The organism is Paraburkholderia sp. BR10954, assembly GCF_040965775.1.
Classification (GTDB): Bacteria; Pseudomonadota; Gammaproteobacteria; order Burkholderiales; family Burkholderiaceae; genus Paraburkholderia; species Paraburkholderia youngii.
The window spans coordinates 40,162-55,898 of record NZ_JBFRCK010000015.1 but is presented as its reverse complement, the minus strand read 5'-3'; the positions used below and the strand labels follow the sequence as shown (position 1 = coordinate 55,898).

Sequence of the window (15,737 nt, the reverse complement as noted above, 5' to 3'; positions counted from 1 at the left end):
ATCGCTTTAGCGCTTGTAGAATCCGGCGTTGAAGCGTGCACATACGGTGTGCGCTTCGAGCAATTCACTGACCACAACAGGTAGGAGAAACATGCCGACTTCCGCAAAAAAGGTGGCCAAGAAGGCTGCTGCCCCGGTACCGACCAAGAAGGTTGCTGCAAAGAAAGTCCCTGCGAAGAAAGCCGTCGCAGCCAAGAAGGTCGCCGTGAAGGCGTCTGGCGCACCGACGCCGATCAAGGACACCTTCACGAAGGCCTCGTTGGCAGCTCACATCGCTGAGCGTGCTGCAGTGGAACCCAAGACCGCCAAGGCTGTGCTGGCCGCGCTCGAAGACACGATCCTCGGCACGGTGCATAAGAAAGGCGCTGGCGAATTCACGCTGTCGGGTCTGCTGAAGATCGTCGTGCAGGCTGTGCCGGCGAAGAAGAAGCGCTTCGGCAAGGACCCGTTCACGGGTGAAGAGCGCTGGTTCCCGGCCAAGCCGGCAAGCGTGCGCATCAAGGCACGCGCGCTGAAGAAGCTGAAGGACGCAGCGGCTGCCTAAGCGCGTTGTTCTCACGCTCGGGCGTCGGCATGGCGCGGTTGGGTTTAATCATGCCTGACGTTTGAGTGCGTGAAAAAGCGCCTGCATGCAGGTGATCGAAGTCCCCGTGGATGAGAATCCGTGGGGACTTTTTTTATGCGCTCGCTTCGTAGCGCTCATCGCATCCATTGCCGAAACGGCAGGCGCGACTCTCATAGTGTGCTCCCTGATGGCGCGCGCGCACCTGACTGGCGCATCATGATCCACGACAGTACGATCAAGGCAATCCGACGCCCTGCGGATGCGCCGCTACCGTGCACGTCAACGCGTATCGTCACGACATATTCAATGGCATAACGCTTGCTTGATCGAAGGTCGAATACCGAATGCGCAGCGCATTCGCCTTCTATTTGACAACAAGACTGGGGCTGACATGCGATGCTATGACGAGATGCGCTATCACGACGATGGCGTACGGCCGCATTACGCGCGCTTCGAGCGATGGTTGGACAGCCAGGGCAACGAAGCGATCGCACGCAAGCGCGCGGAAGCGGACCTGCTGTTCAGGCGCGTCGGCATCACGTTCGCGGTGAACGGCGACCTGTCCGGCACCGAGCGGCTGATCCCCTTCGATCTGATTCCGCGCATCATCCCGCGCGGCGAATGGCAGACGCTCGAAGCGGGTTTGCGACAGCGCGTGCAGGCTCTCAATCTGTTTATCCACGACGTCTATCACGATCGCAACATCGTGCGCGCGGGCATCGTGCCGGCCGAGCAGGTCTATACCAACGCGCAGTATCGTCCGGAGATGCAGGGCGTCGACGTGCCGCTCGGTGTTTACGCGCATATCGCGGGCGTCGACGTGGTGCGCGCCGGCGACGAAGGCGAGTTCTACGTGCTCGAAGACAATCTGCGTGTGCCGTCGGGCGTGTCGTACATGCTCGAAAACCGCAAGATGATGATGCGGCTCTTCCCCGAGCTGTTCGTGCAGAACCGCATCGCCCCAGTCGCGCATTACCCCGATCTGCTGCTCGATACGCTGCGCTCGGTCGCGCCGGAAGGCGTCGACGATCCGGTCGTCGTCGTGCTGACGCCGGGCATGTACAACTCCGCGTACTTCGAGCATACGTTCCTCGCGCAGCAGATGGGCGTCGAGTTGGTCGAAGGCAAGGATCTGTTCGTCGACGACAACTACGTGTTCATGCGCACCACCCAGGGACCGAAGCGCGTCGATGTGATCTACCGGCGCGTCGACGACGACTTTCTCGATCCGCTCGCGTTTCGCCCCGACTCCGCGCTTGGCGTGCCGGGTCTGCTGACCGCGTATCGCGCCGGCCGCGTCGCGCTCGCGAATGCGATGGGGACCGGCATCGCCGACGACAAATCGATCTATCCGTACGTGCCCGACATGATCCAGTTCTACCTCGGCGAAAAGCCGATTCTGAACAACGTGCCGACCTATCAGTGCCGCAAGCCCGAGGACCTCGCCTATACGCTCGCGCATCTGCCGGAGCTGGTGGTCAAGGAAGTGCACGGCGCGGGCGGCTACGGGATGCTGGTCGGCCCAGCCTCGACGAAGGCCGAGGTCGAGGCCTTCCGCGAGCGGCTGATCGCGCGTCCGGCCGGCTATATCGCACAGCCCACTCTTGCGCTGTCCGCGTGTCCGACCTTCGTCGAAGCAGGCATCGCGCCGCGCCATATCGATCTGCGGCCGTTCGTGCTGTCGGGCAAGACCACCACGATGGTGGCCGGCGGCCTCACCCGCGTCGCGCTGCAGCAGGGCTCGCTCGTCGTCAATTCATCGCAGGGAGGCGGGACCAAGGATACCTGGATGGTCGACTGATGCGCCGCAAGCGGCACGCAACGCGCGATGCGCCGCCGTCGCTCAACGGATAACCAGCGCGGACTTTCGTCGCTGACGAAGGCCTCGCGCGTTCAGATCACAGACATGGAACGCCGTCATGCTTAGCCGAACCGCCGATCACCTCTTCTGGATGGCCCGCTATATGGAGCGCGCGGAGAATACCGCTCGCATGCTCGACATCAACCTGAAGGCGCAACTGCTGCCACAGACGCCCGAACAGGAGGCTCGCGCGCAGCGCTCGGTGCTGCGCATTTCCGAGCTCGAAAGCGCCTTCGCGCAGCGTTACGACGAACCGACGCGCGACCACGTGCTCGACTTCATGGTCGCCGACGCGAGCAATCCGTCGAGCATTCATTCGTGCCTGCAAGCCGCGCGCGAAAACGCCCGCGCGGTACGCGGCACGCTGACGACCGAGTGGTGGGAAACCATCAACGACACGTGGCTCGAATTCAACGAGCGGCTCGCGAGCGGGCAGGCCGCGGGCAATCCCGGCTCGTTGTTCGAATGGGTCAAGTTCCGCTCGCATCTGTCGCGCGGCGTGACGATCGGCACTGCGTTGCAGGACGACGCGTTCTTTTTCACGCAGCTCGGCACGTATCTGGAGCGCGCCGACAACACCGCACGGATTCTCGATGTGCGTTTCGCGAACGTCGAGCCGAACTCGCGCGACGCCGCGCGCCAGCTCGAGGACTTCTATTACTGGACCTCGATCCTGAGTTCGGTGTCGGCGCTCGAGATCTATCGGAAGGTGTATCGCGACGTCGTGACGCCCGCGCGCGTCGTCGAGCTGATGATCCTCAATCAGCAGATGCCGCGCTCGCTGCTCGCCTCGCTGGACGGCGTGTGCAGCAATCTCGCGATGCTGCGCACGTCGGGCTCGAACCAGTGCGAGCGCTTCGCCGGCAAGCTGCGCGCCGAGCTGCTGTATGCCGACATCCGGCAGATTTTCGAAAGCGGTTTGCATGGCTATCTGACGCAGTTCCTCGCTCGCGTGTTCGAGCTGGGCAATCTGGTGGCGCGTACTTATCTGATGCTGCCAGTGGCCTGACGGAGTTTTCTCATGTACCTGACGATCCGCCACGACACCTCTTACCGCTACGAAGCGACGGTTCATTATTCGATCCAGCAGTTGCGCCTGACGCCCTCGAGCGGCGCCGGGCAGACCGTGCGGCGCTGGAGCATCGACGCGCCGGGCAAGCTCGACGCCACACTCGACGCCTACGGCAACGTGCTGCATACGCTCGTCATCAACAAGCCGCACGATGAGATTCATCTGCGCGTGTCGGGCGAGGTGGATACGATGCCGCTCGTCGACGGCGTGCTGCGCGATCCGCCCGGTCCGATTCCGCTCGAGCATTTCACCTGCGCGACGCGTCTGACCGAAGCCGATGGCGCGATCCGCGAACTGGCGGAATCGGTGGCGAATCTGGCGAGTCCGGCAAGCCTGATTACGCTTGCCGAGCAGATCGTGCAGCGCGTGCAGTACCGGCCCGGCGTGACCGAGGTCACGAGCACGGCCGCCGAGGCGCTCGCGCTCGGCAACGGCGTGTGCCAAGACCATGCGCATCTGATGCTCGCGTGCTGCCGCGCGCGCGGCGTGCCGGCGCGCTACGTCAGCGGCTATATCGAACCCGGCGACGTGCCGCATGGCGCGAGTCATGCATGGGTCGACGTTTGGCTCGAAGGCAAGGGCTGGATTTCGCTCGACGTCACGCATGCCGGGTTTGCCAGCGAGATCTATTGCCGGCTCGCGGTCGCGCGCGACTATGAGGCGGCGGCACCGGTGCGCGGCCGACGCATCGGCGGGCTCGAAGAGGAGCTTCACGTGGCGGTGGCGGTCAGCGCGCAGATGTCGCAATAGCCGCGTCGCAACGCTAAAGGCTGCGAAAAAGGCCATAAAAAAGGCCGTAAACACCGATAAAAGGCGCCAGTGCGCCGCATTACAATAGCCCGGTTCCCTCGCGTTCTGCGGATTCGTTATGACTTACTGCGTAGCGATGGCCGTCAACGACGGCCTCGTATTCCTGTCCGATACGCGTACCAATGCGGGCGTGGATCACATCAGTACCGCGCGCAAGATGTCGGTGTTCGAGCAGCCCGGCGAACGCGTGCTGGTGCTGCTCGGCGCCGGTAATCTGTCGATCACGCAGGCGGTGCTGCACGAGCTGTCCGAGCCCGCCGATGCCAGCGAGCCGACGCTGTGGAGCGTGCCGACGATGGCCGACGCCGCGCGCGTGGTCGGCAGCGCGGTGCGCCGCGTGCACGAGCGCGAAGCCGCGGCGCTGCAGAAGTTCGGCGTCGACTTCAATTGCAGCTTCATTCTGGGCGGCCAGATCGCGGGCAACCGCATGCGGCTTTTCATGATCTACGCGGCGGGCAATTTCATCGAGGCGTCGGCGGTGAATCCGTACTTTCAGATCGGCGAGGCGAAGTATGGCAAGCCGATCATCGACCGCGTGCTGACGCCGTCCACACCGCTCGACGAGGCCGCGAAGTGCGCGCTGATCTCGATGGACTCGACGCTGCGCTCGAACCTGTCGGTGGGCTTGCCGCTCGATCTGCTGGTGTACGAGAAGGATGCGCTGCGCGTCACGCGATTCGTGTCGATCGATCGCGACAACGCGTACTTCGACATGATTCACCGCACGTGGGGCGAGCGTTTGCGCCAGGTGTTCGCCGAGATTCCCGATCCGGACTGGCAGCAGTCGCCGGATGCGCCGTCGCCGCATCCGGAGCGGGCACTGGTGCTATATCGCGCGCCGGTCGGCGCCGACGGGGTCGAGCATGAGCAGGACGTGTCGCCCGCGCAGATTCTCGCGCAAGCCGACAAGGGCAAGGCGCAGCGGCGCTAGCTGCGTCGGATTCGCAGCGCGTGTCGCGCTCGTCGAATCACACCAAAACCTCGGGACGAAAAAAAACCAGCCATCGGCATCGCCTGTGGCTGGTTTTTTGGCTACGCAGCTCGTCAGCTGCGTAGCAGGTCCGACTTGAAGTTCGATTAGAACTTGTGGCGGATACCCAGGCTGACCATGACCTGGTTGTTGGTGCTCGACTGGTTGCCGTACGAACCGATCGAAGCCGTCGACGGCACGAGGGTACCGGCACCCGTAGTAGCCGTAGACGGAACGCGCTGGTTGCCGCTTGCGTGCTGCCATGCGCCGACCAGGTAGAAGTCCGTGCGCTTCGAGAGGTTGTAATCGCCACCCAGCGAAACCTGGTTGTAGGTCGCGGTTGCGTCGCCCGAGCCGTGCGTGTACGCATAGCCGATACCGAGCAGCGCTGCCGGCGTGAGCTGGTAGCCCACGTATGCGCGGCCGACGTTGTACTTCTGCGTCGTCGCGAAGCCCGAGTTTGCGTCCGGGCGGTACTGTGCGTTGCTGTACGACAGGTTGCCCGTCCACGGACCCGTCACGTACTGAACCGCTACCGAAGCGATGCCGATCGACTTCGAGAACGCATATGCCTGGTTGATGCCGGCGTTGTTCGGGAAGTTGGTGTCAAACGTGGCGCCCGGCGCTGCCGTACCTGCCCAGCCGCCTGCAGTCGCACGCGTAGCCGGCGAATTCGCATTGCTTGCATGCAGGTAGCCTGCAGCGACGCTGAACGGACCCGTTGCATACGTTGCCGCGCCCGACCACGTCTGGCCCGAACCCGTCGCGCCTGCGACGCCGCCCAGAGCATACAGACCTTCGATCTGGAAGCCCGACCAGACCGGCGACACGTACTTCAACGAGTTGATGACGCGGAAGCTGTTGTCGTTGTTGTCGACGTCGCCCGGCGTAGCGAACGTGCTACCGAAGTAGTTGTCGCCCGTCAGCGGCTGGATCATGTCGACCAGCGGGTCGTACTGACGACCGGCCGTGAACGTGCCCCATGCGTCGCCCGTCAAACCGACGTAAGCCTGACGACCGAACATCGAGCCGCCTTGCTGCAGCTTGCCGGTGTTGATGTCAAAACCGTTTTCCAACTGGAAAATTGCCTTCAGGCCGCCGCCGAGGTCTTCCGTGCCCTTCAGGCCGAAACGGTTACCTTGAAGGTTGCCGCCAAACAATTGAACGAGGCTGCCGCCGTGCGGCGTAGCGTTGTTCACGTACTGGATCGACTCATCCAGCACGCCGTACAGGGTCACGCTGCTTTGCGCGTGTGCGATACCGGCGACGCCCAGGAGCGCCAGCGAGAGGGTAGACAGTGCGATTCGTTTCATCCATTTCTCCACGCAGATGATTGTTCGTTGTTGCGGAAAGCAGAATAGCTCAGCGCATCCGCCGGGTAGAAACGGAAAAAAAAGAGTGTCGCCAAAAACTGACAATCGATGCAAACCCTTGTATTTAAAGCCCTCAACGATTATTTCCAATTGCGCAACATTTATTGGTCTGATGCGCATTATTGTTGATTTGTTGATAGTGATGGGGCGATTTAACGCACTTTTGGCGTCGATTTGCATGCTAAACGTAAACTAGTCGTCTACACGTCTGCTCGACCTTGTAGTGAAAAGATAAAGGAAATAGCTGGAGAAATGACTAGACAGGCTGGACAGAAAAGGTGCGTTGTGTCCAAGCGCGATCGAGCGGTTTCCGGCGCAACACGTTTCAGCGCCTATCGGCGCCACGGCGCGCCACGGCCGCGGCCGTGAGCCCCGCGGCGGCCGCGAGCAGCACCGAGGTCCAGGGGTTGCGTCGCACGTAGCGGTCGGCGGCCGTCGCCTTGCGGCGCGCTTCGACGATGGCCGACGCCGCGAGACGGGTGGCTTGCGCTTCGACGTCGAGCACCTTGCGCGTCACGTCGACCGCCGTTTCATGCGCGGAGCGCTTTTGCACCGCCGCGTCGATCCCCGACGGCGGCAGCGGCGCGGTCCTGTGGCCGGCGACGGGCACAGCCGAGCGAGCCGAAGAAACCGCATTTGCCGCGACGGTCGATGCCGCCAGCACCGACGCGAGCTTCGCGCGGCTGCCCGGCGGCGCTTCCGCCTGCATGCCCCAGCCGCCGCGCGGATCGTGCAGCCTGCCGCGCGCCGCCGAGAACTCCGCGCCGAGCAGCAGCACCAGCGCCGAGAAGTACAGCCACATCAGCAGGACCGCGAGCGAGCCGGCCGCGCCGAACGCGCTGGCCATTCCCGCATGCGCGAGATAGAGCGCGAACAGCTTTCTCCCGGCCGTAAACAACACGGCCGCGACGATGCCGCCCACCAGCGCATCGCGCCATAGCACCCGGGCGTCGGGCAGGAACTTCAGCAGTCCGGCGAACGCGAAGACCAACACGAGCAGACCGACGCCGAGCTGTAGCAGATTGCCGATCACGACATACGGCGAGTCGCCCCACAGCCATTCGCCGATAAAGGCGATGACCGTATCGAGCACCAGCGACACGATCAGCAGGAACGCGACGCCGAGCACGAGCCCGAACGAAATCAGCCGCACCCGCACCAGCGCGAGCCAGCTGGCCGTGCGCGGCCCGCTGTACGGCCACACTATATTGAGCGCGCTGTTCAGCGACGAGAACGTCGCCGACGCGCCGATCGCCAGCAGTGAAAAGGAAATGATCGTCGCGATGCCGCCTTTGGCGCCCGCGTGGTGCGCGTTTTCGACGATCGTCTGCACGCCGGCCGCGGCCTGGTCGCCGATCAGGCCGTTGATGTGGCCAAACAGCTCGCCGCGCGCGGCCGCCGGTCCGAAGAACCAGCCGGCCACCGCGATCACCATCACGAGCGTCGGCGCGAGCGAGAACGCCGCATAGAACGCGATGCTCGCCGCCATCTCCAGACAGCGGTTCTCCGTGAACTGCCGAAGTGCGCCCATCGCCCAATTGGCCTGGTGACGCGCGGCCTGCTGGAGGTTCTCGCGAGAAAGGGTGTCGATGTCCATGATCGTGTCTGAATCGTGACGGCGCTTTCACGGTGTTTGCTTCGTCGCAAACCTCGTGCCCATCACTATACAAGTTAAGCGGTGGGCTTCATGGCCTGCTTGCATGGCCCGTTCAGCGGCCGCCCGCGCGTGCCGCTAGAATGCAGCGGGTTAATGTCACCTTTCCGCTCATCATGCATTCGCACGAACTCGTACGGCAACTGGACGTCATCGAGCGCGACCAGTGGAGCGCGCATCTGCCCGCGCATGTCATCGAACAATTGCCGGCGCACGGAATCACGGTGTTCGCGGTTACCGACGACGCCTCCGACACCGCCGCATTCAGCGCGCGCTATGGCTTCGGCCTCGAAGACTGCGCGAACACGATCGTGATCCGCTACAAGAAAGACGGTGGCGAGCACTATGCGGCGCTGGTTTCGCTGGGCTCCCAGCGGCTCGACATCAACGGCGCGGTGAAGGCCGCGCTCGGCGCGCAGCGGCTGTCATTCGCGAAGCGCGAGGCGGCGGTCGAGCATAGCCAGATGGAGTTCGGCGGCATCACCGCCTTTGGTCTGCCGGCCGAATGGCGCGTGCTGGTCGACGCCGCGGTGATGGACCGTGCGCAGATCGTGATGGGCGCCGGCGTGCGCGCGGCCAAGCTGCTGATGTCGCCCGACGTGCTGCGGCAATGGCCGCGCTGCGAAGTGGCGGCGCTGACGCTGCCGGCGGACTGAAACACCCAACCTTGAAGTAGCACTGAAGTTTTCCGCCGTCGCGCCGTTAATCCCGACAACGACATGAAACGTTTGCGGCGTCCGCTTGCGCGGACAGCCGCAAACCACGACAAGGGATACGGAAGATGGAACGGTTTCGCCTGAAAGTGCGGCTGTGGCTCGCGCTCGCGATGATGTGCATGGGCATTCTGGCGATCGGCCTGTGGGGAGCGTACAAAACGCGCGACACGATGATCGCCGATCGCGAGGACGAGCTTAAAAACGTCGTCAGCATCGCGTACAGCGTGCTCGATCGCTACAACGCGCTCGCCGCGGCCGGCACGATGCCGCTCGCCGACGCGCAGCGCGCCGCGATGGACGACCTGCGCGCGATGCGCTATGACGGCGCCGGCGGCTACCTGGTGCTCGAAGACAGCCACGCGCACGTGCTGATGCATGCCACGCGCGCCGACCTCGTCGGCAAGGACATGACCACCGTCAGCGATCCGGACGGCCGTCATGTGTTCAAGGAGGGTTCCGAGCAAACCCAGCGCGAAGGCGAGGCATTCGTCCATCTGATGTTCCCGAAGCCCGGCACCGACCAGCTCGCGCCGAAGAGCAACTACATGCGGCTTTACAAGCCGTGGGACTGGACCATCGTCACCGGCGTGTTCACGGACGACATCGAGGCGATGTTCTACCGCACCCTCGTGCAATACGTGATCGCGGCGCTAGTGCTTTGCGCGCTCGTGTCGCTGGTGATCGGCGTGATTCTGCGCAGCATTCTGCGTCAGCTTGGCGGCGAACCGGCGTACGCGGTGCAGATCGCGTCGCGAATCGCGGACGGCGACCTCGACGTGATCGTCGATACGAAGACCGGCGACAGTACCAGCCTGCTCGCCGCGATGAAACGGATGCAGCAGCGTCTCGCGCAGGCGATCGAGCAGATTCGCGGCGGCGCGACGCTGATTTCGTCGGTATCGAACGAGATCGCCGCGGGCAATTCGGATCTATCGCGCCGCACCGAGCAGCAGGCGGCCGCGCTCGGCGAGACCGCATCGAGCATGGAGCAGATCACCGCGACCGTGCGTCAGAACGCCGACAACGCGAAGCAGGCGAGCCAGCTCGCGCACAACGCTTCGGAGACCGCGGCGCGCGGCGGCGCGGTGGTCGGCCAGGTGATCGACACGATGCGCGGGATTTCACAGTCGTCGCACCGGATCGGCGACATCATCGGCGTGATCGAAGGGATTGCGTTTCAGACCAACATCCTCGCGTTGAACGCGGCCGTCGAGGCGGCACGCGCGGGCGAGGAGGGCCGCGGTTTCGCGGTGGTCGCGGGCGAAGTGCGTACGCTCGCGCAACGCAGCGCGGCGGCCGCGAAGGAGATCAAGGCGCTGATCGAGGAATCGGCCGCGCAGATCGCGGGCGGTTCGGAGCACGTCGGACGCGCGGGCGACACGATGCAGGAAGTCGTGCAGGCGGTACGTCGCGTCAACGACATCATGGGCGAGATCAGCGCGGCGTCGGTCGAGCAGACCTCGGGCATCGAGCAGGTCAACATCGCGGTCGCGAGCATGGATCAGACGACGCAGCAGAATGCGGCGCTCGTCGAGGAAGCGAGCGCGGCGGCCGATGTGCTGAAGACGCAGACCGGGCAATTGTCGGCGGCGATCTCGGTGTTCAAGTTGCCGGAGCAGCGCTAAACCGCCAGGCCGCGTTGCCGGTGCTCATGTCGACGGTCACGCTCGCCGGGTCGCGCGTGGGATCGAACAGCTCGTGAAAGCGCGTCGCGCGAGTCCGTTGACGAAGACGAGCATCACCGGAAGCGGGACCAGCGGTGATCATGTTTTACGAGGTCGCGCGCGAGCGCAATGCTGAGGCCTGCATGGGCGGCGCTGAACGGGCTTGGCAACGCGCGCGGCTGCGCGAGGGATGCGTCCGCTGGGCGCTCCGCTCAGATACTCAAATAATCAGCCGGGACACCTTCGTGCCTTCGAGCGACACGCCGGCCATCAAACCGCCGTTAGTCAACACGAAAGCTTGCACCGGACTGGTTGCGGTCGAGGAATCGACCGCGCCGTTCGCGCCGACCTTCAGCACGGCGACGGTCGCATTCGCGCCGACCGCCCAGCCCTGGCTGTGCATGAATTCGTCGAGCGCTTCCTGCGTCATGAACAGAAACACGAGCGCCTTCGACTGCGCGCCGATCTGCAACCCGAACGAGCCCGCGACCGTGCTGAAGTAGCCGACCGTGCGGCCGCCGATGCGCATCGCCCCTTCACCATACTGTGCGCCGACCCAGAAGCCGGCCGAGATCACCGACGGAAACACCAGCACGCCGCGCGCTTTCGCAACGAGCTCGCGCGAACCGTCGACGTTTTCGTAGAGACGCGCGAGCGTCGAGTCGACGCCGGCGTTGATCGTGTCGCGCTTGCCGGCATTGGCCGACGGCGATGCGTTCGAGGACGGCGAAGTCGTCGTGCAACCGGTGAGGCTCAGGCCTGCGACGGCCAATGCAGCGCTGCCGGTCATGATGAATTGTCGTCTGCGCATGACTGTTTTCCTTTGCGTTTCTCACGCATGTTGTACGTTATGGAAGAGTGCGGCGAATTGCCCGCCTTGCTTTGCTTTGTTCTCATTTGCGCACGAGAGGTTCCGTGCGCGCGATGATTGTCGTTGAGCGGGCGTGCCGCGACGCGCGAAGCACGCATCGCGGGCATCCACAGCCGACATTAGCAGGGAGCGTGCCCAAGCGCCGCGCCGCCTTGCGCAAAGGCGGCGCGGCCATTTGCAGTTCGCGGTTTCGCGCTGCTTGCCGTTGCGCGTCGCCGCTACAGCGTTGGGCGAATGTTCTGGTTATGGCGGAACAGGTTGTGCGGATCGTAGCGGTTCTTCACGGCGACGAGCCGCTCATAGTTGGGCCCATAGGCATCCGCGATACGGCCGCCTTCTTCCTCGGTCATGAAGTTGACGTACACGCTGCCTAGCGCAAACGGGCGCGCCGCGTCGAAAAAGTCGCGCGCCCATGCGACGCAGCGCTCGTCGTCGCGCGCATCGTCCCAGCGGCCGTGCACGTTCATCGCGTATAGCGTCTCGCGAGCCGGGTAAGCGGTTGCGTCGACCGCCACGCGCTGCGTTTGCGCACCGATCAGCCCGAAGAAGATTTCGCATTGCGTGGACGGCAGCGTGTCGATCGCGCGGATCAGTGCGTCGATCAGACCATCGTCGATGGTGGCGAGGTTGTGCGACTTCCAGTAGTTGCGCGCGCCCGGTGTGAGCAGCGGATCGAAGGCCTGTTGCCAGACTTCGAGGGGCATCGGACCAAGATGTTCGCCGAGCGGCTTGCCGAAGCTGCGCGCGGCTTCCACCGCGTCCGGGCCTTTGTCGACCGGGCCGTTGTAGCACATCGCGAACACCAGCACGGGTTTGCCGTGCACGTCGGGCGGCAGGAACGGCAGCGGCGGCGCGAGCCGCGCGACCGCCCAGACGGCCAGCTCGTCGGGCATTGCCGGCGCGGCATCGCGGTATTTGATCAGTGCTTCCTTCGCGTCGGCGAGCGGCAACACGACGAGGCCGCCATACACGAGCGGGCCGACCTCATGAAGCGCGAACTCGAATAGCGTAACGACGCCGAAATTGCCGCCGCCGCCGCGAATCGCCCAGAACAGATCGTCGTGCGAAGTGGCGCTCACGTGGCGGTACTCACCGTCGGCGGTGACGATGTCGGCCGCGACGAGGTTGTCGATCGTCATGCCGTAGCGGCGGCTCAGCCAGCCGAAGCCGCCGCCGAGCGTCAGACCTGCGACGCCGGTCGTCGAGTTGATGCCGAGTGGTGTCGCGAGTCCGAATGCCTGCGCTTCGTGATCGAAATCATGCAGCGTCGCGCCGGGTTCGACATACGCGCGCCGCGCTTGCGGGTCGATACGCACCGATTTCATCGTGGACAGATCGAGCACGAGGCCATCGTCGCACACAGCGCTGCCGCCGATATTATGGCCGCCGCCGCGAATGGCGAGCGGCAGGCCGTTGTCGCGCGCGAAGGCGACGCCGCTGCGCACGTCGGCCACACCCGCGCAGCGCAGGATCATCGCGGGAGTACGGTCGATCATCGCGTTCCAGATGCTGCGCGCCGTGTCGAAGCCCGGCGTGTCGGGCAGCAGAAGCTGGCCGCGCAGTGTGGATTTGAATTCGTCGACGGCGCTGCTGGAGATAGTAACCATGTTGTACCTCGTCGGAGAGGGGAGGGCGCTCGCAGAACACTGCTCAGCAGACCAAACAAAATGCGGGCGGTGAATGAAAGCGGATTGAGAGGTTCGGCTGCGTGCAGTAAACGGGGCGGCGCGACGAAGTCAAACAAAGGTTTACCCGCGTATGGGGACGATCCCGCGCAGTAGCTCGCGGGGACGGGCGTTTGCGGGCAGCGCAACGACGATACGCGACGGTAGCGCGGAAGATGGTGGGAATGCTCCGGAAAAAGCGTGCGTGCCGATGTGTTGGTTATCTGACGCGCTGGTGGTTGTGCCACGACACTTTGCAGATGGAGTGGGTCGCGATCGCGTACGGCTGAGCCGCACGTTCGGCGACTGTGCGCGGCAGCGCACATCGCGACATCGCTCTTTGCGACGCACAGGCGTTATGCAACGACGCGTAATGTTTCGCGCGCGCATTTCGGTGATTTTCATGGTGTTGTCTATTGGATTTCTCTCATTCGTCTTTTCCAATTTTCATGTTTATGTGCGAATGGCCACATGAATAAAACGGATGATGTGTAAATGATCTGAATTCATCCGATAAAACCAAATGTTAATTTTCTTTATGTCGCTCAAATTGCATCGAGCGTGATAGTTTTAACTTCCCGTATGAAGAATCTGGATTAGCGGATTTGGTGGACGCATCGTCGTTTTCCCCTGCCTGGCACGCCGCATCGGCAATATCGCATTGCGTGGTCTAGCGCACGGTCGCGCGATTGCACTGCGAATAACTTCAACGTCCATCAAGCCTCGCTGTGCGGCTCTCACGATAATGTGCGCGCACGGCCAGCCCATTCTCTCGAAGCACGCCAAATCGGACCGGGGATTTTCCGTGAGAGAAGTATTTAGTGCGAGCGCATTTTAATTCGCATAAAGCGAAGCTGCGCAAAGGCTTTGACTTTCGTTTTTTTCACGAGCGGACATTCACTCGTTAATTGGACCGGTCGCTCAGGGGAAATAATTAGGAGGATGAAATGAAAAAGCAAAACGGGGACGCGTGGCTACTTGGCACGCGGCGGGCGGCTTTGGCGGTCGCGGTCAGTCTTTATGCGGCGATGGCGGGTGCGCAGACGAATTCGGGGAGCACCGCCGCGCCAGCAACCAATCTTGGAGTGATGGTGCTCGCCGAGGCGAGCGTGTACGGCGGATGTCCGTCGGGCGGCGGGCCGGGCTGCACCTCGGGGGGATTCGGGCAACTCGGGGCGGGTGCCCTCGGCATCGCGGCGGCGGGGCTCGGTCCGACGTCGTCCACCGGCTCGTCGCCGGGCAGCGGGACGTCGTCGCCGGGCGCGGGCAGCAGTGGCGGAAATAGTTCGGCTAATTCCGGCACCGGCGGGGTGGGCTCGGGAAATACCGGCGGCAACAATGGTAATGGCGGTTCCGGCGACAACGGTAATGGCGGCGCTGGAAGCGGTGGCGATGGCTCGGGGAATGGCGGCACGGGCGGCGATGGCGGCAACAACGGTGGCGGTGATAACGGCGGGGATGGTGGGGACGGTGGTGGGGGGCATGGGCATGGCCATGGCCACGGTGGTGATGGTGATGGCGACGGCGGTCATGGACATGGCCACGGTGGCGATGGCGGTCATGGCCACGGCCACGGCGGCGATGGTGACGGCGATGGCGGTCATGGCCACGGTGACGGTGATGGCGGTCATGGCCATGGCCACGGTGGCGATGGAGATGCCGGTCATGGTCACGGTGACAGCGGCCACGGCGATGGCGGCCATGGCGAAAGCGGCCACGGCGATGGCGGCCATGGCGAAAGCGGTCACGGTGACGGCGGCCATGGCGAGGGCGGTCACGGCGAGGGCGGCCATGGCGACGGCGGTCACGGCGACGGCGGCCACGGCGGCAGCGGTCATGGTGACAGCGGGCACGGTAGCAGCGGTGGCGAAGGCAAGGGCGGTTCTGCCGACGGTGGCCGTGGCGGTGAAGGTGGCGGCCAAGGCAACGGCGGTTCCGGACACGGTGGCCATGGCGGTGAAGGTAGTGGCGGCCAGGGCAACGGCGGTTCTGGACACGGTGGCCATGGTGGTGAAGGCGGTGGCAGTCAGGGCGGCGGCGGTTCCGGACACGGTGGCCATGGTGGTGAAGGCAGTGGCGGCCAAGGCAACGGCGGCTCGGGCAACGGTGGTCATGGCGGTGAAGGCGGTGGCCAGGGCAACGGCGGTTCTGGACACGGCGGCCATGGTGGTGAAGGCGGCGGCCAAGGCAACGGCGGCTCGGGCAACGGTGGTCATGGCGGTGAAGGCGGTGGCGGCCAGGGGAACGGAGGCTCCGGACACGGGGGCCATGGCGGCGAAGGCGGCGGCGAGGGCGGAAACGGCGGCAACGGTGGTGGCCAAGGCAGCGGTGGTTCCGGCAACGGAGGACACGGTGGCCATGGCGGCAACGGCGGCAACGGCGGCGGCCAAGGCAACGGCGGCAACGGTGGCGGCTTCGGCAACGGCGGCTTCGGCAACGGTGGCCACGGAGGCCATGGCGGCTACGGCGGCTACGGCGGCGGTGGCTCCGGCAGTGGCGGCCACGGCGGCAGCAACC

Annotated in this window: 12 protein-coding genes; 7 read left to right on the top strand and 5 right to left on the bottom strand. The window is 64.3% G+C overall.

Annotated elements, in window-relative coordinates:
* Window positions 1-91: 91 nt before the first annotated feature.
* The 5 genes from AB4Y34_RS21100 (at window position 92) to AB4Y34_RS21080 (ending at window position 5,239) form a co-directional block, all read left to right on the top strand.
* Entirely contained in the window at window positions 92-544 is a 453-nt protein-coding gene (locus AB4Y34_RS21100) for an HU family DNA-binding protein (RefSeq protein WP_013092256.1), read from the top strand.
* A gap of 412 nt (window positions 545-956) precedes the next feature.
* Window positions 957-2,366, top strand: coding sequence for a circularly permuted type 2 ATP-grasp protein (locus AB4Y34_RS21095; RefSeq protein WP_176385636.1), 1,410 nt, complete (start codon window positions 957-959; stop codon window positions 2,364-2,366).
* Window positions 2,367-2,484: 118 nt separating this feature from the next.
* On the top strand, window positions 2,485-3,435 hold the full coding sequence (locus tag AB4Y34_RS21090; RefSeq protein ID WP_176106622.1) for an alpha-E domain-containing protein: 951 nt from the start codon (window positions 2,485-2,487) through the stop codon (window positions 3,433-3,435).
* A gap of 12 nt (window positions 3,436-3,447) precedes the next feature.
* Window positions 3,448-4,248: a transglutaminase family protein gene (locus AB4Y34_RS21085; RefSeq protein WP_176385638.1), complete on the top strand. Its 801-nt coding sequence runs from the start codon at window positions 3,448-3,450 to the stop codon at window positions 4,246-4,248.
* 118 nt (window positions 4,249-4,366) lie between these two features.
* Window positions 4,367-5,239: a proteasome-type protease gene (locus AB4Y34_RS21080; protein ID WP_176385640.1), complete on the top strand. Its 873-nt coding sequence runs from the start codon at window positions 4,367-4,369 to the stop codon at window positions 5,237-5,239.
* A 146-nt stretch (window positions 5,240-5,385) separates the two neighbouring features.
* Here AB4Y34_RS21080 and AB4Y34_RS21075 read toward each other — a convergent pair whose 3' ends face one another.
* Together AB4Y34_RS21075 and AB4Y34_RS21070 are read right to left on the bottom strand one after the other, a co-directional pair.
* A complete protein-coding gene (locus AB4Y34_RS21075; protein ID WP_176385642.1) occupies window positions 5,386-6,591 on the bottom strand; it encodes a porin in 1,206 nt (401 codons plus the stop codon).
* 385 nt (window positions 6,592-6,976) lie between these two features.
* Entirely contained in the window at window positions 6,977-8,248 is a 1,272-nt protein-coding gene (locus tag AB4Y34_RS21070; protein ID WP_176385644.1) for a YihY/virulence factor BrkB family protein, read from the bottom strand.
* Window positions 8,249-8,421: 173 nt separating this feature from the next.
* Here AB4Y34_RS21070 and AB4Y34_RS21065 point away from each other — a divergent pair, with 173 nt between their 5' ends.
* Window positions 8,422-8,961, top strand: coding sequence for a YbaK/EbsC family protein (locus AB4Y34_RS21065; protein WP_368717182.1), 540 nt, complete (start codon window positions 8,422-8,424; stop codon window positions 8,959-8,961).
* A 125-nt stretch (window positions 8,962-9,086) separates the two neighbouring features.
* Window positions 9,087-10,646 (top strand): methyl-accepting chemotaxis protein, encoded by a 1,560-nt coding sequence (locus AB4Y34_RS21060; protein ID WP_368717110.1) that lies wholly within the window; start codon window positions 9,087-9,089, stop codon window positions 10,644-10,646.
* Window positions 10,647-10,905: 259 nt separating this feature from the next.
* Here AB4Y34_RS21060 and AB4Y34_RS21055 read toward each other — a convergent pair whose 3' ends face one another.
* The 3 genes from AB4Y34_RS21055 to AB4Y34_RS21045 form a co-directional block, all read right to left on the bottom strand.
* A complete protein-coding gene (locus AB4Y34_RS21055) occupies window positions 10,906-11,496 on the bottom strand; it encodes a YSC84-related protein (protein ID WP_176106616.1) in 591 nt (196 codons plus the stop codon).
* A 278-nt stretch (window positions 11,497-11,774) separates the two neighbouring features.
* Window positions 11,775-13,163, bottom strand: a complete 1,389-nt coding sequence (locus AB4Y34_RS21050) for an FAD-binding oxidoreductase (protein WP_368717109.1) — start codon at window positions 13,161-13,163, stop codon at window positions 11,775-11,777.
* A 1,031-nt stretch (window positions 13,164-14,194) separates the two neighbouring features.
* Window positions 14,195-15,676: a hypothetical protein gene (locus AB4Y34_RS21045; protein WP_368717108.1), complete on the bottom strand. Its 1,482-nt coding sequence runs from the start codon at window positions 15,674-15,676 to the stop codon at window positions 14,195-14,197.
* Window positions 15,677-15,737 lie beyond the last annotated feature (61 nt).